Origin of the sequence: Pseudomonas piscis, from assembly GCF_009380155.1 — a bacterium.
Classification (GTDB): Bacteria; Pseudomonadota; Gammaproteobacteria; order Pseudomonadales; family Pseudomonadaceae; genus Aquipseudomonas; species Aquipseudomonas piscis.
The window spans coordinates 530,478-553,609 of sequence record NZ_WHUV01000003.1; the positions used below are offsets into that span (position 1 = coordinate 530,478).

Genomic DNA, 23,132 nt, shown 5'->3' on the forward strand with positions numbered 1-23,132 from the left:
GCCAGGCGCCTACCACCAGCGGGCGCGATGGGCGCCCAGGGGGCCAGCCGGGCAATCCCACTGGATCGGCGTGCCGCTGATCTGCAGGGGCACGCGCAAGCGATGGGCCGGACCCCAGGCGGTCTGCTCCAGCACCAGCCCCTGGTCGTCCTGATCCTCCTCGCGCAACCCGCTGGTGGCTGGCCCCTGGCCTGAATGCTCGACCAGCAACTGCGCGGTACGCGCCAGGGACAGGCGCGCCTGGCCACCGTGGCGCCAGGACGGATCCAGTGCCCGCAGGGCACTGGCGGCCATCAGGTAGCCGGTGGCGTGGTCCAGGGCCTGGACCGGCAATGGCGTGGGGCGCTGCGCAGCTTTCCAGGTCATGCCCGCCTCGGCGATCCCGCTGCTCATCTGCACCAGGCTGTCGAACCCCCGGCGGTTACGCCACGGACCGCTCCAGCCGTAGGCGTTGAGGCTCACCTCGATCAGCCCGGGGGCCAGGCGCTGGCGCTGCTCGCTGTCATAGCCCAGGCCGTCCAGGGCGTCACCGCGGTAGCCATGCAGCAGCAGGTCGGCCTGGGCCAGCAAGCCTTCGAAGGTGGCGCGGTCTTGGCGATCGTGCAGGTCCAGGCGGGCGCAGCGCTTGCCCAGGGTCATTTCCGGTTCGACGGCCGGTTCGTTCCACCAGGGTGGATCGATGCGCAGCACGTCGGCGCCGAGCCCGGCCAGTAGGCGGCTGGCCACGGGGCCGGCCAGGACCCGGGTCAGGTCCAGGACCTTGAGCCCGGCCAGTGGCCGTTCGCTGCAACCGCTCCAGGCCTTGCCCCGGGGTTCGCCACCGGGCAGCCAGTGGACCAGCGGCTCGCTGGCCACTGCCTGGCCCTGAGGGTGGGCCTGCCATTGGGCCCAACTGCGCATCTGCGCCGCGCAGCCACCTTGCTCGACCATGGCCTGCTCCAGTTCCAGGGCGTTCCAGCCGGCCACCCGGGTGGCCATGGTCGCGCGGTCGCTGGCGGCGCCCAGGACGTGTTCGGCCACGGCTCGATGATGGGGAGCATTGGTATGCAGGCGAATCCAGCCATCGCGGGTGGCATAGTCGCCGGCGATCGGGTCCCAGAGCGCCGGCGAGCTCCAGCCTTGGGGGCGCAGCGAGCTGGCGAACCAGAACGAGGACAGGCGCCGATCGACGCTGACAACCGGCCGACGGCCAGTGTGGCTGTGCAGCAGTTCGGCCAGCGCTTGTCCGGCGGCGCCGATGCTGGCGCTGGCCAGGTCACTGACGACGAAGGCCGAGGGCAGGGCGCCCTCGCCTTGTTCGTTGAGATTGGACGGCGGCAGGTCCAGGGCGGCTTGAATGGATGCCAGTAGCGGGGACATGGACGGCTCCTCGAGACAAGAGGAGGGCATTGCACCCTGAAATCCCCTGGCCTGTCGAGGCGCAGGCGCGGGTCTTTTGACGCGGGTTGCCGCGTCACAAGGACCTGACTCAGACGCGGAACTGGTCCATCAGCTGCATCTGCTGGGTGGCCAGGGCATTGAGCTGGCTGCTGACCTGGGCCGACTCGCTGGCCTGTTCGGTGAGGGTCTCGGTGACGCTGCGGATCGCCGAGACATTGCGGTTGACCTCTTCGGCCACCGCGCTCTGTTCTTCGGCGGCACTGGCGATCTGCAAATTCATGTCGCTGATCACCGTCACCGCGTCGCTGATCTTGCCCAGGGCCTGGACCGCTTGCTGGATCTGCCCGGCATTGCTCTGCGCCTGGCTCTGGCTGGCATGCATGGTGGTCACCACATCGCGGGTGCCGCTCTGGATGCGCTCGATCACCACGCGAATCTCTTCCACCGAGTCCTGGGTACGCTTGGCCAGGTTGCGTACTTCATCGGCCACCACCGCGAAACCACGGCCGCTTTCACCGGCACGGGCAGCCTCGATGGCGGCGTTGAGGGCCAGCAGGTTGGTCTGCTCGGCGATGCTGCGGATCACCTCCAGCACCGAACCGATCTGCTCGCTGCTCACCGCCAGGGCCTCGACTTCGCCCACCGCCTTGCTCACCTCGTCGGCCAGCAGGCTGATGTCCTGGGTGCTGCGTTCGATGATGGTCATGCCTTCCCTGGCCGACTGGTCGGCGCCGCGGGCGGCCTGGGCGGCATTGGCCGCACTGCTGGCGACCTCGTGGGCGGTGGCGCTCATTTCGTTGGAGGCAGTGGCCACCTGGTCGATTTCGCGGAACTGGACCTGCATGCCTTCGCTGGTCTGGCGGGCGATTTCCGAGGACTGGTCGGCGGTGCCGCGGGCTTCGATGATGCTTTGCTTGATCTGGGCGATGGTCGGTTGCAGCTTGTCGAGGAAGCGGTTGAACCAGCCCACCAGCTCACCCAGTTCGTCCTTCTTGCTGTAGTCCAGGCGCTGGGTCAGGTCGCCGTCGCCGCTGGCGATGGCCTTGAGCATCTGCGCCACGCTGTTGATCGGCCGGGTCACGCCCGACGCGCTGAGCCAGATCAGGGCCAGGCCCAGCAGGCCGGCGCCGATGGCGACCAGCACGGTCTTGAGCGTGCCGCTGGTCTGGGCTTCGTCCAGCAGTGTCTGCAGCTTCACCGAGTCGGCCAGCAGCACCTGCTGGGGCAGGTCGATGGTCACGCCCCAGGGCTTGGCATCGGCGATCGGGCTGAAAGGGTAGACCGAACGAATCAGCTCGCCTTGCTGCAGGGTCTTGGCCTGGTTGCCGGTCACCGCCGCGAGCAGGTCCTTGCCTTCTGTGCCCAGGGTATCGTTGATGTTCTTGCCCACCTGGCCGGCATCGGCGCCGACCGCCGCCAGCAAGCCGCTGCCGGCGACGATCATCATGTGCCCGGCGCCATCGAACAGGAATCGCTGGGCTTCGCCGGCGGCGGCCTGGAGCGAGTCCAGGGCGATATCGATGCCCATCACCCCGATCACCTTGCCGTCTGCCAGCAACGGCAGGGAGATGGTGGTCATCAGCACCTGCTTCTTGTCCTCGCCGATGGTGTCGGCATAAGGATCGAGCAGGCAGGTGCGGCGGTTGTCCCGGGGGCAGGTGTACCAGATGTTGTAGGGCGTGCCGCTGAGGTTGAGGGTGGTCCTGGTCAGGTCATCCTCGGTCATCACGGTATTGAGCCCCTGGCCGCCTGAGCGGCTCCAGTAGGTGGCGAAGCGCCCGCGCTCGTTGGACGAGCGAGCCGCATCATTGGCGAACTCGTTGTCCTTGCCATCCAGGGCGTTGGGTTCGTAAGCCAGCCAGATACCGAGCACCTTGGCGTTGCGCTCGAAGGCGGTCTTGAGGCTGTGGTTGAGTTCCTCGCGCAGGGCCGAGGCTTCCAGCCCGCGCTTGTTGGCCATCTGGCGCAGGTCGCGGACCTGGTCCGCCAGGGCGTTGAGCGCCAGTTGGCTCTCGCCGAAGGTCTTCTGGATGCGCACCGCCTGATCGGCCGCCTTGGCCTGCAGCAGGTCTTCGACCCCGGCGGTCAGCATGCGGGTGCTGGAGGTGTTGACCAGCTGGTTGTTCTGCCGGCTCTGGTACAGATTCATGCTGACGATCAGGGCCACGACCCCCAGCAGGCACAATCCGGACAGCAGCACGATCTTCAGGCGAATGGAGAGAGAGTCGAACATGGGGGCGATCTCGCGAAAGGACAGATGGAAAGCACGGATTCGGATGACTCCGCTCGCCAAGTCCATTTCAGCGCCATGCCCGGAACATCGGCTAGGGCGATCTTTGCGTGAGGCGTCGCCGACGAACGGTCATGCCCTTGACATAAATGCCCCAAGGCACAGGGCATAGCAGCCAGATAAGGGGCTTCAGGAGGCCTGCGGCAGGCTCTCGGGACGTGACCAGATCCACAGGTTGCCCAAGGTCATGCCGGCGATGGCGGCATACATGGTCCAGTGGTGGTTGAGCAGGCTCAGCATCAGGCCGGCGCACAGCAGCATGCTGATGGTGGCGCTGACCTTGGCCTTGCGGCTGACGATCCGGCCATTGCGCCAGTTGCTCAGGATCGGCCCGAACAGGCGATGGTTCTCCATCCAGGCGCTCAGGCGCGGCGAGCTCTTGGTGGCGGCCCAGGCGGCCAGCAGGATGAACTCGGTGGTCGGCAGGCCCGGTACCACGATGGCGATCAGGCCGATGGCCAGGCTGACATAGGCCAGCGCGCCGAACAGCAGGCGGGAGATTTTCGAAGCGGGGGGGCGAATGGGGGTCATGGCGTCGATGCTGAGGTAACGCGTGGTACGGCTGATCCGCGAGACGGGCCGCGGCAGAGGATACCGCTGTGGGCCAGGACACTCCACCGTGTCCTGGCCCACAGTCGCGTGGATCAGGCCGGTTGTGCCGCGCTGGAGTAAGCCTGTTCCAGCAGCACGGTGAAGCGATTGAAGGCATCCAGGGCGCCTTTTTCCGCCGCTGCTTCTTCCTCGGCGCTGAACTCCAGGCCGTCGAGGATGCGAGTGAAGGTCTTCCAGCCTTCGGCACGGCCACCGGCCGGTTCGCCCAGGTGGCGGGCACCGAAGGTTTCGCTCAGGCCCAGGCCCACGGCGCGCTTGATCAGGAACGCGGCGCCAAGCTTGGAGCCCTCGGAAACGAAGATCCAGCCCAGGGCCTCGGCCTTGCTCGGATTGCGCACGGCACCGGCGACCGGCGCCGGTACTTCGGTGTCCAGGTCGGCGAGGTCGGCCTTGGCCGCTTCGGCGCGGCAACGCTCGGCCAGGTCAGGGACGATCGCGATCAGCTCGGGATCGTTGTACAGCTCCACCAGTTCCGACTGGAACAGGTACTGGGCCACCACGAAACGGGCGAAGGCGCCCTGGGTTTCGAAGGGCGCGTGGGCCTTGACCAGGGCATCGAGCTTGGAATGCGGCTCGTGGGTGATCTGGTTCAGGCGCTGGGAACGCAGGTGGTGAGGCTGGGCGGAAGCCTGGGAGGTCATACCGATGTCCTTGAGAATGAGAGACAGTTATAACTAGACGAACAAGAAGACGCGACACAGTAAAAAATCCTCACTGCCCCTGATGAAAAAGAGCAGTGAGGAGCGGCTGGGTCAGATATCCCAGACCAGGTTCACCGAGAAGTTACGTCCGGGCATGGTCAGGCGGTCGAGGTTGGCCGGGGCGGTCACTCCAGCTTCGCCGACACTGTCGTAGCCGCGTACGTCATCCCAGTTCCAGTATTTCTTGTCGGTCAGGTTGTACAGGCCGGCATTGACGGTCAGGTCGTTGGTGACCTTGTAGAAGCCGGTGAGGTCGAGGATGCCGAAGCCGGGCGTCTTGAACTGGCCACTGGTCAGGCGGCCATCCGGAGCCTTGAAGGTGCTGTCGTCGACCCGGTCCTTGCGCTTGACCAGGGTCCAGCTCAGCAACGCGCCGTAGTCATCCTGGTCGTAGCCCAGGCCGAACACGCCCTTGAGCGGATTGACGCTGTTGATCGGCTCGCCGTTGTCATTGTTGCGCCCGTGGGCATAGGCCACCGAGGCCATGGTGTACAGGCCCTGGGGCGCGCCGAAGGCATCCAGGTTCAAGCGGCCCTTGGCCTCGGCGCCCTTGATGGTGGCGCGCTTGATGTTGCTGCTCTGGATGACGGCGGTCTGGGTGCCAGGGGTGATCGCGTCTTCGTTGATGAAGTCGCGGTACTGGTTGTAGAACACCGAGACGTCGAAGGAGCCAGCGTCGAAGTTACCCCGCAGGCCGGTCTCGATGCCTTTGCTGGTTTCCGGCTTGAGGTTGGAGTTGGGTTCGACGGTGTAGCCTACGTTGAGGTTCTCGAAGCGCCCATAAAGTGCCTTGGCCGATGGGGTACGGAAGCCCTCGGCGTATTGGCCGTAGGCGGTGTAGTGCTCGTCGAAGGCATAGGTCAGGCCGAACTTGGGCGATACCCGGTGCCAGGTTTTTTCATTGACGTTGATCCGGGTGGTGCCTTTGGGGGCGACCGCAGTGATGAACTCATCGGTCAGGTGCGGCTTGAGCTGGATGTAGTCGTAGCGCAGGCCCGGGGTGAAGGTCCAGGCGTTCCAGCTGATCTGGTCCTGGGCGAACAGGGCGTAGCTGTTGATGGTCGGGTCCGGGAAGTCGCTGGACTTCTTCACGCTGTCGCCGGCGGTCGGGCTGGGAGCGCCGATGGCGGTGCAGCCTGCGCCGACCTTCAGGCAAGTGGCGGTGCCGACCCGTGAGCCGGTGACTTTCTGCCGCTTGAGGGTGGTGCCGTAGGTCAGTTGGTGGTCGGTTTCACCCAGGGCGAAGGCCTTCTCCAACTGGGCGTCGAACACCCATTGCTTTTCCTCGTAGAGGGTCTTGCGTTCGCGCAGCACGTCACGGGCCACCGGGGTGTATATCGAGACCGGGTTATAACGCTCGCTGGTGGTCTGGTCGGTCTTGGCGATCTGGTAGTTCAGGCTCCACTTGATCCGGTCCGCCACGGGGGATTCCAGCGCGAAGCTGTTTTCCAGGCCGAAGCGTTCCCGGGTGATGGTGTCGTTGCCGGTCCGCGAGCGGTACCAGTTCTGCCCGACGCCATTGAGGAACAGCCCGCCCACCGCGCTTTTCTGGTTGGTGTCGCGGTCGTCCTTGTATTTCTCGTAGGTCAGGCCCAGGCGCGCGTCGTCCGCATAGTTCCAGCCCAGCTTGGCCAGGACGTTGGTGGTGCGCACATCCTCCGGGTTGGCGGCGGTGCGGTCCAGGCCGGTGCCGTTGTTGCTGCCATAGGATTCGACTTCGTGGCCATCGCGCCGGCTCAGGTGCAACAGGCCGTCGAACTCGCCGGCACGCCCGGCGAAGGTGCCGGACTTGAGCCAGCTTTCGTCGGCCGAACTGTAGCCGGCCTTGAGTCGTGCACCGACATCCTGGCCGGGCTTGATGATGTCGTCGGCGTCCAGGGTGTAGTAGCTGACCGCGCCGCCGATGGCGTTGCTGCCGTACAGCACCGAGGCCGGGCCGCGGAGGATCTCCACACGCTTGACGATTTCCGGATCGACGTAGTTGCGGTTGGTCTTGGCATAGGGGCCGCTGAAGAAGTGCCCCGGAACTTCGACGCCGTCGACCTGGGTCAGGATCCGGTCGCTATCGATACCACGGATGTTGTAGCCGCTGATGCCGGCGCGCTGGCCGGCGCCACCTACCGACACCCCGGGTTCATAGCGCACCAGGTCCTTGATGTTGGTGACGTTCTGCCGGTCGAGCTCTTCCCGGGTATGCACGCTGACGGTGCTGGGTACCGAGTTGATGTCCTGTTCCTGGCGGGTGGCACTGATGGTCACTTGTTGCAGGTTCACCGTATTCGAGCTGCTGCGCCTTTCCAGGACGATGTTGTTGCTGCCCAACTTGCGATAACTCAGATCGGTGCCGGAGAGCAGCCGCTCCAGGGCTTTTTCCGGCGGTAGCGAACCGTGTACTCCCGGGGATTTGACGCCCGTGCCCAGTTCGGCCGGCAGGCCGACCTGCCAACCGGTGACGCTGGTGAAGGCGTTGAGGGCCGACACCAGGGGCTGTTGGGCAATGGCGAAGTTGTAGTTGCCCATGCGCTGGCTGGCGGGCGCTGCAGGCTGGTCGGCCAGCGCCGGTGCGGCCTGGGCACCGGCCAGCAGGATGGCCGCGGTGAGCAGCGACAGGGTGCAGTGATGCAGGCGGGAGTGAGGAACTGAGGATCGGCTGTTGAGGCAAGAAGACATCGAAAGCGCTCCGGGTCGCACGAATCTTTTATAGGTGTGCAGATTCACATTCAAAAATGCGAATCACTTGCATTGGCTATAACGAGACGTACGACTCGCTGCTATCGCGTAAAAATAATTGTTCTCAATTGAGAATCATCAGCGCCGGCAGTTCCGACAGCCGTGCCGAGGTGATGTGGGCCAGGGAGCGGACCACGTCCAGGGGCTGATCCAGGCGGTAGTTGCCGGTTACCGCGACATCGGCCAGTTGTTCGTTGTTGTTGATGATCCAGCCCGGGTAGTAGCGCCGCAGTTCCGCCAGCACCTGGCTCAAGGGGCAGTTCTCGAACACCAGGCGACCTTCGACCCAGGCCAGGTCCTTGCCGGCGTCGAGCCTGGCTGTCTGCTCGAAGCCCTGGGGACCGACCCGTACGCTTTCGCCGGCGCGCAGGCGCAGGCTCTGGTCGGCATGGGTGGCGCGCAGATCGATATCCCCGCGCTGGACCTGGACCTGGGCGATGCCATCCAGGTAGCGCACGGCGAAGGTGGTATCGCGCACGCTGGCGCGCACCGGGCCGGCCTCCAGTTCCAGGGGCAGCCCGCGATTGCCCGGGATCTCGAAGAACGCTTCGCCCTGGTACAGCCGCGCGGTGCGCCGGTGCTCGTCGACATTGCTGGAGAACGCCGAGTTGGTGTTGAGCAGCACCCGGGAGCCGTCCTCGAGTTGCAGGCGCTGGCGTTCGCCCACCAGGGTCAGGTGGTCTGCCTGCAGGCGCAGGGGCAGGTTGCTGAAGCTGAACAAGCCAAGGACCAGCACGGCGGCGGTGGCCAAGGGTTTCCAATGTGGGCGCAGGCGGGCCAGTGGCGAGACCTTCGCGGGAGCGGCCAGGGCCAGGGCGGACTGTGCCACTTGCGGGCCATCCCAGATGGCCTGGGCCTTGGCGAAGGCCTGGGCGTTGAGCGGTGACGCCGCCAGCCACTGGTGGAATCGACTTATCTGTTCCTGGGTCGGGTGTTCCAGTTCGATCAGCCAGTCCAGGGCCTGGTCCATGGCCTGGATATTCGGATTCTGGCCGGCAGGGGTGGGGGGCTCGGCGCTGTGAAAGTCCGTCACGGGTGTTCCTCGGCCACGTCTGTGCGCAGCTGTTTTTTCAAGAGAGAGCGAAAGCCCGGCAAGGTTAGCAAAAGCCCCGGGGCTGACGCAGTCATTCTGCCTGGTCGTCGAGGCTCATTGGCCTTCGAGGCGTTCGGCGACACCGATGCAGATGGCCATGATCAGTTTCAGTTCCTTTTGTACCGTGCTCGGGGAGACCCCCAGTTCGTCGGCGATCTCCTGGTAGCTCTGGCCGTGCAGGCGGCTGAGGATGAAGATCCGCTGCTGGCGGGTGCTGAGCTGGCCCAGGCTGAGGTTCAGGCGTTCCAGCAGTTGTTCGGCATGGGCGGCATCCTCGGCGCTGCTGGTGGGCGCCGCGACGCTCTCCAGTACCTGCTGCGGTACGTCCTCGAGCAGGGTCCGGTCCTGGATGCGCCGGGCCCGCAGGTGGTCGAGCGCGAGGTTGCGGGCGGTCTGGAACACGAAGGGTTCGAGGTGGGTGATGGTTCGCTCGGCAAGCGCCCGGGTCACGCGCAGGTAGGTCTCTTGCAGCAAGTCTTCGGCGGTGCTGTGGTTGTTGACCATCCGCTCCAGCGTACGCAGCAGAGAAGTTCGTTGAGTGAGGAATACATGGTTGAAGTGCGTCTGACTCACAGCAAGGCCTGATCCATTTTTTAGCGGATGATAATGATTGTCATATACATCCGTGGTCAAGCCTTGTGTGGTCCATCCCGCCAGGCAGTGGACAATTTCCTGGCGGGAACCTCTGCCGTCGGCCGATGGTCAGCCGATCATTCGGCGTTGCACAGGGCCAGGCAGTTATCCAGCATGCGGTTGGAGAACCCCCACTCGTTGTCGTACCAGGCCAGGACCTTGAGCAGGCGGCCGCCGCTGACCTTGGTGTGGTTGGCGTCGAAGATCGACGACAGCGGGTTGTGGTTGAAGTCGCTGGAAACCAGCGGCAGGGTGTTGTAGCCGAGGATCTTCGAATGCTGGCTGGCGCTCTTGAGCAGGGCGTTGACTTCCTCGGCGCTGGTATCGCGCTTGAGGGTCACGGTCAGGTCCACCAGGGAGACGTTGATCACCGGCACCCGTACCGCCATGCCGGTCAGCTTGCCGGCCAGCTCCGGCAGCACCAGGCCCACGGCTTCGGCTGCGCCGGTCTTGCTCGGGATCATGTTCTGGGTGCCGGAGCGGGCGCGGTAGGGGTCGGTGTGATAGACGTCGGTGAGGTTCTGGTCGTTGGTGTAAGCGTGGATGGTGGTCATCAGGCCGTTCTCGATCCCCAGCTCGCGGTGCAGCACCTGGGCCACCGGGGCCAGGCAGTTGGTGGTGCAGGAGGCGTTGGAGATGATCTGGTGCGACTGGCGCAGGATGTCATGGTTGACCCCGTAGACCACGGTGGCATCGGCGCCCTTGGCCGGAGCCGAGATGATCACTTTGCGTGCGCCGGCAGTAAGATGGGCAGCGGCCTTGGCCCGGTCGGTGAACAGCCCGGTGCATTCGAACACCACGTCGATCTTCTCTGCGGCCCAGGGCAGCTCGGCCGGGTTGCGGATGGCGCTGACCGCGATACGGTCGCCATTGACGGTCAGGCTCTCCTGGTCATGCTGGATATCGGCGTCGAACAGGCCGTGGACAGTGTCGTGCTTGAGCAGGTGGGCATTGATAGCGCTGTCTCCGAGATCGTTGATGGCGACGACCTGCAGATCCTGGCGATAGCCTTGGGTATAGAGTGCGCGCAGGACGTTGCGGCCGATGCGGCCAAAACCATTGATTGCGATTCGAAGAGTCATGGGTAAACGCCTGTCGTAGGATTTGTTGTTGGAATTACAAGATTATTCGCATAGAAATAGAAAACAAGCCTTTTTAGTGGCAGTATTTTGTCTTATCTACAACGAGTGACCTGAATCAACTGGTCCGAATGGTCAGGAATTTCCTCCGCTGCCCCCCAGCGGCGGGGCTTTGGACCAGCATAGACAAACAGGTCGCCACATCCGTTAGCCTGGAGTTCTACACATGCATCCCCGCGTTCTTGAGGTCACCGAACGGCTCATCGCCCGTAGTCGCGCCACTCGCCAGGCCTATCTCGCCCTGATTCGCGGTGCAGCCAGCGACGGTCCGCAGCGCGGCAAGCTGCAATGTGCGAACTTCGCCCACGGGGTGGCCGGTTGTGGCGCCGAAGACAAGCACAGCCTGCGGATGATGAACGCGGCTAACGTGGCAATTGTTTCGTCATATAACGACATGTTGTCGGCGCACCAGCCCTACGAGCATTTCCCCGAGTTGATCAAGAAGGCCCTGCGCGAGATCGGTTCGGTGGGCCAGTTCGCCGGTGGTACCCCGGCCATGTGCGATGGTGTGACCCAGGGCGAGGCGGGGATGGAGCTGAGCCTGCCGAGCCGCGAGGTCATTGCCTTGTCCACTGCGGTAGCGCTGTCGCACAACATGTTCGATGCCGCCCTGATGCTCGGTATCTGCGACAAGATCGTCCCCGGCCTGATGATGGGAGCCCTGCGTTTCGGCCACCTGCCGATGATTTTCGTCCCTGGCGGCCCCATGGTCTCGGGGATCTCCAACAAGCAGAAGGCCGACGTGCGCCAGCGCTATGCCGAAGGCAAGGCCAGTCGCGAAGAGCTGCTGGAATCGGAGATGAAGTCCTACCACAGCCCGGGCACCTGCACCTTCTATGGCACCGCCAACACCAACCAGCTGTTGATGGAGGTCATGGGCCTGCACTTGCCCGGCGCCTCCTTCGTCAACCCCAACACGCCGTTGCGCAATGCCCTGACCCATGAGGCGGCGCAACAGGTCACCCGCCTGACCCGCCAGAGCGGCGCCTTCACGCCCATTGGTGAAATCGTCGACGAGCGTTGCCTGGTCAACTCCATCGTCGCCCTGCACGCCACCGGTGGCTCCACCAACCACACCCTGCACATGCCGGCCATCGCCCAGGCTGCGGGCATCCAGCTGACCTGGCAGGACATGGCCGACCTGTCCGAGGTGGTGCCGACCCTGTCCCACGTCTATCCCAACGGCAAGGCCGACATCAACCACTTCCAGGCCGCCGGCGGCATGTCGTTCCTGATCCGCGAATTGCTGGAGGCCGGGCTGCTCCACGAAGACGTCAACACCGTGGCTGGCCCCGGCCTGAGCCGCTATACCCAGGAGCCATTCCTGGACAACGGCAAGCTGGTATGGCGCGACGGCCCGATCGAGAGCCTCGACGAAAGCATCCTGCGTCCGGTGGCCCGGGCCTTCTCGCCGGAAGGCGGACTGCGGGTCATGGAAGGCAACCTGGGGCGCGGAGTGATGAAGGTCTCCGCCGTGGCTCCCGAGCACCAGGTCGTCGAGGCTCCGGCCATGGTGTTCCAGGACCAGCAGGACCTGGCCGACGCCTTCAAGGCCGGCCAGTTGGAGAAAGACTTCGTGGCGGTGATGCGCTTCCAGGGCCCGCGCTCCAACGGCATGCCCGAACTGCACAAGATGACCCCCTTCCTGGGTGTGCTGCAGGATCGTGGCTTCAAGGTGGCCCTGGTCACCGACGGGCGCATGTCCGGCGCCTCGGGCAAGATCCCGGCGGCGATCCATGTCAGCCCCGAAGCCCAGGTCGGCGGGGCGCTGGCCCGGGTGCGGGACGGCGACATCATTCGTGTGGATGGCGTCAAGGGCACCCTGGAGCTTAAGGTGGACGCCGAACAGTTCGCCGCCCGCGAGCCGGCCAAGGGCCTCTTGGGGAACAACGTCGGCACCGGCCGCGAACTCTTCGCCTTCATGCGCATGGCCTTCAGCTCGGCAGAGCAGGGCGCCAGCGCCTTCACTTCTGCCCTGGAGACACTGAATTGAAACTGGCCCTGGTCGGTGACATCGGCGGCACCAACGCCCGGTTCGCGTTGTGGAAAGACCAACAGCTGGACGCGATCCAGGTCCATGCCACGGCGGACTACAGCTGTCCGGAAGATGCCATCAAGGCCTACCTGAAGGAACAGGGCCTGGCCCTGGGCGCGGTGGGTTCGGTGTGCCTGTCGGTGGCCGGGCCGGTCAGCGGCGACGAGTTCCGCTTCACCAACAATCACTGGCACCTCAACCGCCAGGCGTTCTGCCAGGCGCTGCAGGTCGAGCGCTTGCTGCTGGTCAACGATTTCTCGGCCATGGCCCTGGGCATGACCCGGCTGCAACCGGATGAATTCCGCGTGGTCTGCGAGGGCGTTGCCGAGCCGTTGCGTCCGGCGGTGGTGATCGGCCCGGGCACCGGCCTGGGCGTGGGCACCCTGCTGAACTTCGGCGATGGCCGTTACATGGCCCTGCCAGGGGAGGGTGGGCATGTCGACCTGCCCTTGAGCAGCCCCCGGGAAACCCAGCTCTGGCAACACATCCACGACGAAATCGGCCATGTCAGCGCCGAGACAGCCCTCAGCGGCGGCGGCCTGCCCCGGGTCTACCGGGCCATCTGCGCAGTGGACGGCCACGAGCCGCGCCTGGATACCCCCGAGGCGATTACCGCTGCGGGGTTGGCCGGCGACCCCATCGCCCGCGAGGTACTGGAGCAGTTCAGTTGCTGGCTGGGCCGGGTGGCGGGCAATAACGTGCTGACCACCGGCGGCCGGGGCGGGGTGTACATCGTCGGTGGGGTGATCCCGCGCTTTGCCGACTTTTTCATCCAGAGCGGCTTCGCCAAGAGCTTTGCCGACAAGGGCTGCATGAGCGACTACTTCAAGGGCATCCCGGTGTGGCTGGTGACCGCGCCCTATTCCGGACTGACCGGCGCCGGGGTGGCCCTGGAACAGGCATAATCGCCCTCCATTCATGACAACAACAAAGGACGGCATGGGTGAGTTCAGTCAGTAGGTCGATCTTGTTGGTCGACGACGATCAGGAAATCCGCGAGCTGCTGGAGACTTATCTCAGCCGTTGCGGTTTCCAGGTGCGCAGCACCGCCGATGGCGCGGGTTTTCGCCAGGCCCTGAACGAGGCGCCCAGCGACCTGGTGATCCTCGACGTGATGCTGCCCGACGAGGACGGTTTCAGCCTGTGCCGCTGGATTCGCCAGCACCCCAAGCGCGGCCAGGTGCCGATCATCATGCTCACCGCCAGTTCCGACGAGGCCGACCGGGTCATCGGCCTGGAGCTGGGGGCCGATGACTACCTGGGCAAGCCGTTCAGCCCTCGTGAGCTGCAGGCACGGATCAAGGCCTTGTTGCGCCGCGCGCAATTCGCCCAGGAACGGGCGGGCGGCGAGGTGCTGTGCTTCGACGAGTGGCGCCTGGACGTGATCAGCCACCGTCTGTTCCACAACGACGGTGAGGAAGTGATCCTCTCCGGCGCCGACTTCGCCCTGCTCAAGCTGTTCCTCGATCATCCCCAGGAAATCCTCGACCGCGACACCATTGGCAATGCCACCCGTGGCCGCGACCTGATGCCCCTGGATCGCATCGTCGACATGGCGGTCAGCCGTTTGCGCCAACGCTTGCGGGACACGGAAAAACCGCCGCGGCTGATTCGCACGGTGCGCGGCAGCGGCTACCAGTTGGCGGCCAATGTGGTAGCTGACTGTGCTCGCTGAAACCCTCAAGGGCTGCCTGCAACGGGTGCCCATGCCGCGTTCGCTGTTGGGCCGGATGCTGTTGCTGACCCTGCTGGTGGTGCTGCTGGCCCAGGCCCTGTCCAGCGTGATCTGGGTCTCGCAGTTGCGCGCCACCCAGCTCGAGGGCCTGGTGACTAGCGCCCGCAGCCTGGCCCATTCGATGACCGCCAGCGTCAGTTACCTGCGTTCGCTGCCGGTGGCCTATCGGCCGCTGGTACTCGACCAGTTGCGCAGCATGGGCGGCACGCGTTTTGTCGTGACCCTCAACGACAAGCCGCTGGACATGCAGGTGTTGCCGGCCACGCCACGCAAGGAGGCGGTACTGCAGGCGGTGGAGCAGGTGCTGCGCCAGTCCCTGGGCAACGATGCGGATATCTCCGTGACCTTCGTACGGCCCGACGATCTGCGGATCTTCAACGGTGGCTTGAAGCTCGACGAGCTGCCACGGTCCTGGGCCCACTACGCCCTGACCCTGGAACCGGTGAACCCGCCGGTGCTGGTGACCCAGATCCAGATGGCCCCGGGCGAGTGGCTGTATATCGCTTCATTGCTGCCCGAGCCCTACACCAGCCTCGAAGAGCAGGGCCTGCCGGCGCAGCAGGTGTGGTTCATCCTGCTGACCAGTTGCTTCCTGTTGTTGTTCATCGGCCTCTTGGTGCACTGGCAGAGCCGGCCCCTCAAGCGCCTGGCCCGGGCCGCTCGCGAGTTGTCCCTGGGCGCCGATGTGCAGCCGGTGGCGCCGGGCGGCGGCAGCGAGGTGGTGGAAGTGGCGAGGGCCTTCAACAGCATGCGCGAGCGCATCAGCCGCTACCTGACCGAGCGCAGCCAGCTGTTCAGCGCCATCTCCCATGACTTGCGCACTCCCATCACCCGCCTGCGGCTACGGGTGGAGTTGCTGGAGGACGAACAACTGCAAGCCAAGTTCGGCCGTGACCTCGATGAGCTGGAGCTGCTGGTCAAGGGCGCCCTGCAATGCGTCAAGGACACTGACATCCACGAGAACATCGAGCCGGTGGACTTGAACCAGGTGCTCGATTGCCTGGTGGAACCTTACCTGGCGCCCGCCGGCAATGGCCGGGTGACCCAGCAGGGACGGGCCCTGGCCAGCTACCCGGGCAAGCCCCTGGCGCTCAAGCGCTGCATGGGTAATTTGATCGACAACGCCCTGAAATATGGGCAGAACGCCCACCTGCATATCGAGGATGACGCTGGCGCCTTCATCCTGCATGTGGACGACGAGGGTCCCGGCGTGCCCCAGCAGCGGCTGGAGCAGGTCTTCGAGCCGCACTTTCGCCTGGCCGGCCAGCAACAGGGCTACGGCCTGGGGCTGGGCATCGCGCGCAACATCGCCCATAGCCATGGCGGGGAAGTCAGCTTGCAGAACCTGCGCGAAGGTGGCCTGCGGGTGACCTTGTACCTGCCGCGTTTCGCGGACTGAACAACTCTTCTTCTCCTGTAGCAGCGAGGCTTGCCGGGCAGGGCGCGGTATCGTGCATCGCGAGCAAGCTTCGCTCCTACCGGCGCCCGCTGGTTTGTCACGACCTGGTGACATTTGCCGTGTCCTTCGTTACCTGGGGCGAACCTTGGCTTGATTAGACTCAAGCCTTCGACAAGAACAACAACAGGTCGTCCATGGAACCTCTTTCCCTGCCGTTCAGCAGTTGGCTGAACGCTCCCGCACACCACAGCTGGCTGGCCGCCGAGGGCCTGCGGCTGCTGGATTTCGCCAAGGCTTCGCGGCTTGCCGAGGGCTTCGGCAACCTGGATGCCCGGGGCTGCCTGCCTGCCGGCGCCCGGGCCGGAACCATGAATACCGCGCGCATGACTCACAGCTTCGCCATGGCCCATATCCAGGGGCTGCCTGGCTTTGCCGAACTGGTGGACCACGGCGTCGCGGCGCTTTTAGGTCCGCTGCGCGATGCCGAGCACGGCGGCTGGTTCGCGGTGGCCGGGCAGGCCGACGGCAATGGCGGCAAGGCTGCCTACTTGCATGCGTTCGTCGCCCTGGCCGCCAGTTCCGCGGTGGTGGCCCGGCGCCCGGGGGCCGAGGCCTTGCTGGAGCAGGCGGTCGGCGTGATCGAGGAGCATTTCTGGAGCGAGCAGGAGGGCGCGATGATCGAGTCCTTCAGCCGCGACTGGAGCGAACAGGAGGCCTATCGCGGGGCCAACAGCAACATGCACGCCACCGAGGCCTTTCTCGCCCTGGCCGATGTCACCCAGGACCCGCGCTGGCTCAGCCGTGCCCTGCGCATCGCCGAGCGCTTGATCCACGGCCATGCCGCGGCCAACGACTTCATGGTGGTCGAGCACTTCGACCTGGATTGGCAGCCCTTGCGCGATTACAACCGGGATTGTCCCGCCGATGGTTTTCGCCCCTTCGGCACCACGCCGGGCCACGGATTCGAGTGGGCGCGGCTGTTGCTGCACCTGGAAGCCGCGCGGGGCCAGGCCGGAATGCTGACCCCTGGCTGGCTGGTGCTGGATGCCCAGCGCCTGTTCGACAGCAACTGCCGTCACGGCTGGAACGTGGATGGCGCCCCGGGCATCGTCTACACCCTGGACTGGGACAACCGCCCGGTGGTGCGCCAGCGCCTGCACTGGACCCACGCCGAAGCCAGCGCCGCCGCCAGTGCCCTGCTCAGGCGCACCGCAGAGGAGCGCTACGAGACCTGGTACCGGGTTTTCTGGGAGTTCTGCCAGGAGCATTTCATCGACCGCGAGTTCGGCAGCTGGCACCACGAGCTGGGCCTGGACAACCGCCCTGCGGCAGAAATCTGGGGCGGCAAGCCGGACCTTTATCACGCCTGGCAGGCCGTGCTGATTCCGCGCTTGCCGCTGGCGCCGAGCATGGCCTCGGCCCTGGCCCGAGTGTCTGCCACGGGCGCTGTGTAACCATGCGGTGACATTTCCCCATCGCTTCGTTACCCGGGCGCTGGACTAGGCTGTTTAGACTCGTTTGCAGCGCAAGCACCAGACTTGCATGCATAACAACAAGAAAGGTACTTCAGATGAATGCGATTTCTCGCCTCGCCACTGTCATTTCCCTTGCCTCCCTGTTCCCCCTGAGCGCCCTGGCCGCCGATTCCAAAGGTTCCGTGGAAGTGGTCCATTGGTGGACGTCCGGTGGTGAAAAGGCTGCGGTCGATGTGCTCAAGGCCCAGGTGGAGAAAGACGGTTTCACCTGGAAGGACGGCGCCGTGGCCGGCGGTGGTGGTTCCACCGCGATGACCGTGCTCAAGAGCCGCGCCGTGGCCGGAAACCCGCCCGGTGTGGCACAGATCAAGGGCCCGGACATCCAGGAATGGGGCAGCACCGGCCTGCTCAGCACCGATACCCTGAAGGACGTGGCCAAGAGCGAGAATTGGGACGGCCTGCTCTCGCCCAAGGTGGCCAATACCGTCAAGTACGAAGGGGACTACGTGGCCGTGCCGGTGAACATCCACCGGGTCAACTGGCTGTGGATCAACCCCGAGGTGTTCAAGAAGGCCGGGATCGCCAAGGCGCCCACCACCCTCGAAGAATTCTATGCCGCCGGTGACAAGCTCAAGGCCGCCGGCTTCATCGCCCTGGCCCACGGTGGCCAGCCCTGGCAGGACAGCACCGTATTCGAAGACGTGGTGCTCTCGGTGATGGGCGCCGAAGGCTACAAGAAGGCCCTGGTGGACCTGGACCAGAAGACCCTGGCAGGCCCGGAGATGACCAAGACCTTCGCCGAGCTGAAGAAGCTCTCCGGCTACATGGACCCCAACCGTGCCGGGCGTGACTGGAACATCGCCGCCGCCGACGTGATCAACGGCAAGGCCGGGATGCAGATGATGGGCGACTGGGCCAAGAGCGAATGGACCGCGGCCAAGAAGGTCGCCGGCAAGGATTACCAATGCGTGCCGTTCCCGGGCACCGACAAGGCCTTCACCTACAACATCGACTCCCTGGCGGTATTCAAGCTCAAGGCCGACCGCAAGGGCGATATCGCCGCCCAGCAGGACCTGGCCAAGGTTGCCCTGGGCAAGGACTTCCAGAAAGTCTTCAGCATCAACAAGGGCTCGATCCCGGTGCGCACCGACATGCTCAACGCCATGGACGCCGAAGGTTTCGACTCCTGCGCCCAGGCCGCCGCCAAGGACTTCCTGGCGGACGAGAAGACCGGCGGGCTGCAGCCTAGCATGGCGCACAACATGGCCACGTCCCTGGCGGTGCAGGGCGCGATCTTCGATGTGGTGACCAACTTCATGAACGACAAGGATGCGGACCCGGCCAAGGCCAGTGCGCAACTGGCGTCGGCGGTCAAGGCCGCGCAGTAAGGTCCGGGCCGCAGGCGTACCTGCGGCCATTCCCGAAACGCTCTCCCTGGCAGGAGCGAGGCTTGCCCGCGAAGGCGGTGCGTCGGTGGGCATCGACTTGAGTGTCGGTGCCCATTCGCGGGCGAGCCTCGTTCCTGCGGATACTCACTCCTTCACACTGGATTATCTCGATGAGCTCTGTGGCGGTTTTCAGCAAAGCCTCGCCGTTGGATGCCTTGCAGCGCTGGTTGCCCAAGCTGGTGCTGGCGCCGAGCATGGTGATCGTGCTGGTGGGCTTTTATGGCTACATCATCTGGACCTTCATTCTGTCCTTCACCAATTCCAGCTTCATGCCGAGCTACAAGTGGGTCGGCTTGCAGCAATACCTGCGGTTGATGGACAACGACCGCTGGTGGGTGGCGAGCAAGAACCTGGCGCTGTTCGGCGGCTTGTTCATCGGCATCAGCCTGGTGCTGGGGGTGTTCCTGGCGGTGTTGCTGGACCAGCGCATCCGCCGCGAGGGCTTCATCCGCACCGTCTACCTGTACCCCATGGCGCTGTCGATGATCGTCACCGGTACCGCCTGGAAATGGCTGCTCAATCCCGGCCTGGGCTTGGACAAGATGCTGCGCGACTGGGGCTGGGAAGGCTTTCGCCTGGACTGGCTGGTGGACCAGGATCGCGTGGTCTACTGCCTTGTGATCGCCGCCGTATGGCAGGCCTCGGGTTTCGTCATGGCGATGTTCCTGGCTGGGCTGCGGGGTGTCGACCAGTCGATCATCCGTGCCGCCCAGGTGGACGGCGCCAGCCTGCCGACCATCTACCTGAAGATCGTTCTGCCGAGCCTGCGCCCGGTGTTCTTCAGTGCCTTCATGATCCTGGCCCATATCGCGATCAAGAGCTTCGACCTGGTGGCGGCGATGACCGCCGGCGGCCCTGGCTACTCTTCCGACCTGCCGGCGATGTTCATGTACTCCTTCACCTTCAGCCGTGGCCAGATGGGCATCGGTTCGGCCAGCGCCATGCTGATGCTGGGCGCGGTGCTGACCATCCTGGTGCCGTACCTGTATTCCGAATTGCGAGGCAAGCGCCATGACTGATTCGCTCGCCAGGCCGCGCCTGAATTTCAGCCGGATCGCCATCTACGCCACGCTGCTGCTGGCGGCGGCGGTGTACCTGGTGCCGCTGGTGGTGATGCTGCTCACCAGCTTCAAGACCCCCGAGGATATTCGTACCGGCAACCTTTTGAGCTGGCCCCAGGTGGTCGATGGCATCGGCTGGATCAAGGCCTGGGACACCGTGGGTGGCTATTTCTGGAACTCGGTGAAGATCACCGTGCCGGCGGTACTGATCTCCACCCTGATCGGCGCGCTGAACGGCTATGTGCTGTCGATGTGGCGCTTTCGCGGTTCGCAACTGTTCTTCGGCCTGTTGCTGTTCGGCTGCTTCCTGCCGTTCCAGACCGTGCTGCTGCCGGCCTCGTTCACCCTTGGCCGGTTCGGCCTGGCCAACACCACCACCGGTCTGGTGCTGGTGCACGTGGTCTACGGCCTGGCCTTCACCACGCTGTTCTTCCGCAACTACTACGTCAGCGTGCCGGATGCCCTGGTCAAGGCTGCGCGCCTGGATGGCGCGGGGTTCTTCACCATCTTCGGCAAGATCCTGCTGCCGATGTCGGTGCCGATCATCATGGTCTGCCTGATCTGGCAGTTCACCCAGATCTGGAACGACTTCCTGTTCGGCGTGGTGTTCGCCAGTGGCGACGCGCAACCGATCACCGTGGCCCTGAACAACCTGGTCAACACCAGTACCGGGGCCAAGGAATACAACGTTGACATGGCGGCGGCGATGATCGCGGGGCTGCCGACACTGCTGGTGTACATCTTCGCCGGCAAGTATTTCCTGCGCGGGCTGACGTCCGGCGCGGTCAAGGGGTAAGGCATGGCAACTCTCGAATTACGCAACGTCAACAAGACCTACGGTGCCGGCCTGCCGGACACCTTGAAGAACATCGAGCTGAAGATCGACGACGGCGAGTTTCTGATCCTCGTCGGCCCCTCGGGGTGCGGCAAGTCGACCCTGATGAACTGCATCGCTGGCCTGGAGACCATCAGTGGCGGAGCGATCCTGGTGGATGATGCCGACATCAGCGGCATGAGCCCCAAGGACCGGGACATCGCCATGGTGTTCCAGTCCTACGCGCTGTACCCGACCATGAGCGTGCGCGACAACATCGCCTTCGGCCTGAAGATCCGCAAGATGCCAACCGCCGAGATCGATACCGAGGTGGCGCGGGTGGCCAAGTTGCTGCAGATCGAGCACCTGCTGGCGCGCAAGCCGGGCCAGCTCTCCGGTGGCCAGCAGCAGCGCGTGGCCATGGGCCGGGCCCTGGCGCGGCGGCCGAAGATCTATCTGTTCGACGAGCCGCTGTCCAACCTCGATGCCAAGCTGCGGGTCGAGATGCGTACCGAAATGAAACTGATGCACCAGCGCCTGAAGACCACCACGGTGTATGTCACCCACGACCAGATCGAGGCCATGACTTTGGGGGACAAGGTGGCGGTGATGAAGGACGGGATCATCCAGCAATTCGGGACTCCGCAGCAGATCTACAACGATCCGGCCAACCTGTTCGTGGCAAGCTTCATCGGCTCGCCGCCGATGAACTTCATTCCCCTGCGCCTGCAACGCCAGGAGGGACGGTTGCTGGCCTTGCTGGACAGTGGCCAGGCCCGCTGCGAGCTGCCGTTGGGGCCGCGTGACGCCGGGCTTGAGGAACGCGAGGTGATCCTCGGCATCCGTCCGGAGCAGATCGCCCTGGCGCCCGTCGAGGCCAACGGCCTGCCGAGCATCCGGGCCGAGGTCGAGGTGGTGGAGCCCACCGGGCCCGATACCCTGGTATTCGTCACCCTCAATGGCACCAAGGTCTGTTGCCGCCTGGCCCCGGACCAGGCGCCCGCGGCCGGGCAGAACCTGACCTTGCAGTTCGACCCGGCTCGGGTCCTGCTGTTCGATGCCCGGAGCGGCGAGCGCCTGGGCGCGGCCGGCCCTGCCATGGCCCTGGGCCACGGCGGCAATGTGGCGCAATTCAAGGGGCGATGAATTCGGGGCGGATGGCCTGTCATCCGTCGCAAGGACTGTAAACCGCGTTGGATAAACCGTTAATAACAATAAAGACGAGGATGTAGGGATGAAAAAGCAACACGGCAATACCCGCCTGCTCTGCCAGCTTTCGGCGGTGGCGGCGCTGGTCCTGTCCGGTCAGGCCATGGCCGACGAAGCGTTCGGCGCCAACTCCAAGTGGATGACCGGCGATTGGGGCGGTACGCGCACCAAGCTGCTGGAGCAGGGGATCGACATCAAGGCCGACTACGTCGCGGAGATGGGCGCCAACCTGCATGGCGGCTACAACGACGACAAGACCGGGCGCTACAGCGACCAGTTCGGCCTGGGCGTGGCGTTCGACCTGCAAAAACTGCTGGGCTGGGACAACACCCAGGCCAAGATCCAGCTGACCAATCGTAATGGCCAGAACATCTCCAACGATCGCGTCGGCGATCCCCGGGCCGGCACCTTGAGTTCTTCCCAGGAGGTCTACGGTCGCGGGCACATGGTGCGCCTGACCCAATTGTGGATCCAGCACCAGTTCCTGGACGGCAAGCTGGATGTCAAGGCCGGTTACTTCGGCGAGGGCGAGGACTTCAACACCTTCCCCTGCGAGTTCCAGAACCTGGCCTTCTGTGGTTCCCAGGTGGGCAACTGGGCGACCAACATCTGGTACAACTGGCCGGTCAGCCAGGCGGCGCTGCGCATCAAGTACCACATCACCCCCGAGTTCTATGCGCAGATCGGCGCCTACAACCAGAACCCTTCGCAGACCGAGCACGGCAATGGTTTCAAGCTCAGCGGCAGCGGCACCAAGGGCACGGTATTGCCGGTAGAGCTGGTGTGGTCGCCCAAGGTCAACAACCTGCCGGGCGAGTACCGTGTGGGTTACTACAAGAGCACGGCCAAGGCCAATGACGTGCGCGAGGACGCCAATGGCCAGGATGCCGCCACCACCGGCCGCGCCTATCGCGTGCACAACAGCAAGCACGGCTACTGGTTCGTCGCCCAGCAGCAACTTACCAGCCATAACGGCGACGCCTCGCGTGGCCTGAACATCGCCGCCAACGCCACCTTCCATGACAAGGACACCAACATCATCGACAACTACCAGTCGCTGATGTTCGTCTACAAGGGGCCGTTCGATGCCCGGCCAAAGGATGACGTGGGCATTGGTTTCGCCCGCATTCATGTCAACGACGATGTGAAGAAGAACGCCCAGCTGGCCAACGCCGCCATTGGCGTGAGCGACTACGACAACCCGCTGTACTCGCCGCTGCGCGAGACCGAGTACAACTACGAGATCAACTACGGTTTCCATGTGACCGACTGGCTGACCGTGCGCCCCAACCTGCAGTACATCACCCATCCGGGCGGTGTGGACCAGGTCGACAACGCCCTGGTGGCCGGCCTGAAAATTCAGTCGGTGTTCTGACGC

18 protein-coding genes and 1 pseudogene are annotated in these 23,132 nt (G+C 64.6%); 10 read left to right on the forward strand and 9 right to left on the reverse strand.

From position 1 onward, the window contains the following. Nucleotides 1-9: 9 nt before the first annotated feature. From GDH07_RS19350 to gap, 9 genes and pseudogenes are all read right to left on the reverse strand, one after another. On the reverse strand, nt 10-1,359 hold the full coding sequence (locus GDH07_RS19350) for a CoA transferase (protein ID WP_152898561.1): 1,350 nt from the start codon (nt 1,357-1,359) through the stop codon (nt 10-12). A 109-nt stretch (nt 1,360-1,468) separates the two neighbouring features. Continuing rightward, entirely contained in the window at nt 1,469-2,224 is a 756-nt protein-coding gene (locus tag GDH07_RS32905; RefSeq protein ID WP_371263514.1) for a methyl-accepting chemotaxis protein, read from the reverse strand. Between the two features lie 102 nt (nt 2,225-2,326). Further along, nucleotides 2,327-3,679: pseudogene (locus GDH07_RS32910) on the reverse strand (methyl-accepting chemotaxis protein); the annotation flags it as partial. Nucleotides 3,680-3,799: 120 nt separating this feature from the next. Further along, nucleotides 3,800-4,201 (reverse strand): YbaN family protein, encoded by a 402-nt coding sequence (locus tag GDH07_RS19360; protein ID WP_152898563.1) that lies wholly within the window; start codon nt 4,199-4,201, stop codon nt 3,800-3,802. A gap of 113 nt (nt 4,202-4,314) precedes the next feature. Next, nucleotides 4,315-4,923, reverse strand: a complete 609-nt coding sequence (locus GDH07_RS19365; RefSeq protein WP_022640450.1) for a biliverdin-producing heme oxygenase — start codon at nt 4,921-4,923, stop codon at nt 4,315-4,317. A 111-nt stretch (nt 4,924-5,034) separates the two neighbouring features. Then, a complete protein-coding gene (locus GDH07_RS19370) occupies nt 5,035-7,653 on the reverse strand; it encodes a TonB-dependent receptor (protein ID WP_152898564.1) in 2,619 nt (872 codons plus the stop codon). A gap of 124 nt (nt 7,654-7,777) precedes the next feature. Further along, a complete protein-coding gene (locus GDH07_RS19375) occupies nt 7,778-8,746 on the reverse strand; it encodes a FecR family protein (RefSeq protein ID WP_343038288.1) in 969 nt (322 codons plus the stop codon). 114 nt (nt 8,747-8,860) lie between these two features. Beyond that, complete coding sequence (locus GDH07_RS19380) at nt 8,861-9,379, reverse strand: RNA polymerase sigma factor (RefSeq protein WP_031320365.1); 519 nt, start codon at nt 9,377-9,379, stop codon at nt 8,861-8,863. A gap of 137 nt (nt 9,380-9,516) precedes the next feature. Continuing rightward, nucleotides 9,517-10,521, reverse strand: coding sequence for a type I glyceraldehyde-3-phosphate dehydrogenase (gene gap, locus GDH07_RS19385; protein ID WP_068579201.1), 1,005 nt, complete (start codon nt 10,519-10,521; stop codon nt 9,517-9,519). A 223-nt stretch (nt 10,522-10,744) separates the two neighbouring features. Between gap and edd the strand changes: the two genes are divergently transcribed. The 10 genes from edd (at nt 10,745) to GDH07_RS19435 (ending at nt 23,129) form a co-directional block, all read left to right on the forward strand. Further along, nucleotides 10,745-12,571, forward strand: coding sequence for a phosphogluconate dehydratase (edd, locus tag GDH07_RS19390; protein ID WP_152898566.1), 1,827 nt, complete (start codon nt 10,745-10,747; stop codon nt 12,569-12,571). Then, complete coding sequence (locus GDH07_RS19395; RefSeq protein ID WP_152898568.1) at nt 12,568-13,518, forward strand: glucokinase; 951 nt, start codon at nt 12,568-12,570, stop codon at nt 13,516-13,518. Before edd ends, GDH07_RS19395 begins: the two co-directional genes overlap by 4 nt. A gap of 38 nt (nt 13,519-13,556) precedes the next feature. Next, nucleotides 13,557-14,288 (forward strand): response regulator, encoded by a 732-nt coding sequence (locus GDH07_RS19400; protein ID WP_085597350.1) that lies wholly within the window; start codon nt 13,557-13,559, stop codon nt 14,286-14,288. 31 nt (nt 14,289-14,319) lie between these two features. Beyond that, the gene (locus GDH07_RS19405) at nt 14,320-15,747 is read left to right on the forward strand and encodes an ATP-binding protein (protein ID WP_103324753.1); all 1,428 of its coding nucleotides are present in this window, start codon (nt 14,320-14,322) and stop codon (nt 15,745-15,747) included. Between the two features lie 194 nt (nt 15,748-15,941). Further along, nucleotides 15,942-17,201, forward strand: a complete 1,260-nt coding sequence (locus GDH07_RS19410) for a D-mannose isomerase (protein ID WP_152898569.1) — start codon at nt 15,942-15,944, stop codon at nt 17,199-17,201. A gap of 116 nt (nt 17,202-17,317) precedes the next feature. After that, nucleotides 17,318-18,610, forward strand: coding sequence for an ABC transporter substrate-binding protein (locus tag GDH07_RS19415; RefSeq protein ID WP_085597348.1), 1,293 nt, complete (start codon nt 17,318-17,320; stop codon nt 18,608-18,610). 170 nt (nt 18,611-18,780) lie between these two features. Then, complete coding sequence (locus GDH07_RS19420) at nt 18,781-19,689, forward strand: carbohydrate ABC transporter permease (protein WP_022640439.1); 909 nt, start codon at nt 18,781-18,783, stop codon at nt 19,687-19,689. Further along, nucleotides 19,682-20,527, forward strand: a complete 846-nt coding sequence (locus GDH07_RS19425; protein WP_022640438.1) for a carbohydrate ABC transporter permease — start codon at nt 19,682-19,684, stop codon at nt 20,525-20,527. Before GDH07_RS19420 ends, GDH07_RS19425 begins: the two co-directional genes overlap by 8 nt. Before the next feature lie 3 nt (nt 20,528-20,530). Then, entirely contained in the window at nt 20,531-21,691 is a 1,161-nt protein-coding gene (locus GDH07_RS19430) for an ABC transporter ATP-binding protein (protein ID WP_152898570.1), read from the forward strand. An 88-nt stretch (nt 21,692-21,779) separates the two neighbouring features. Continuing rightward, nucleotides 21,780-23,129, forward strand: a complete 1,350-nt coding sequence (locus tag GDH07_RS19435) for a carbohydrate porin (RefSeq protein ID WP_152898572.1) — start codon at nt 21,780-21,782, stop codon at nt 23,127-23,129. Nucleotides 23,130-23,132 lie beyond the last annotated feature (3 nt).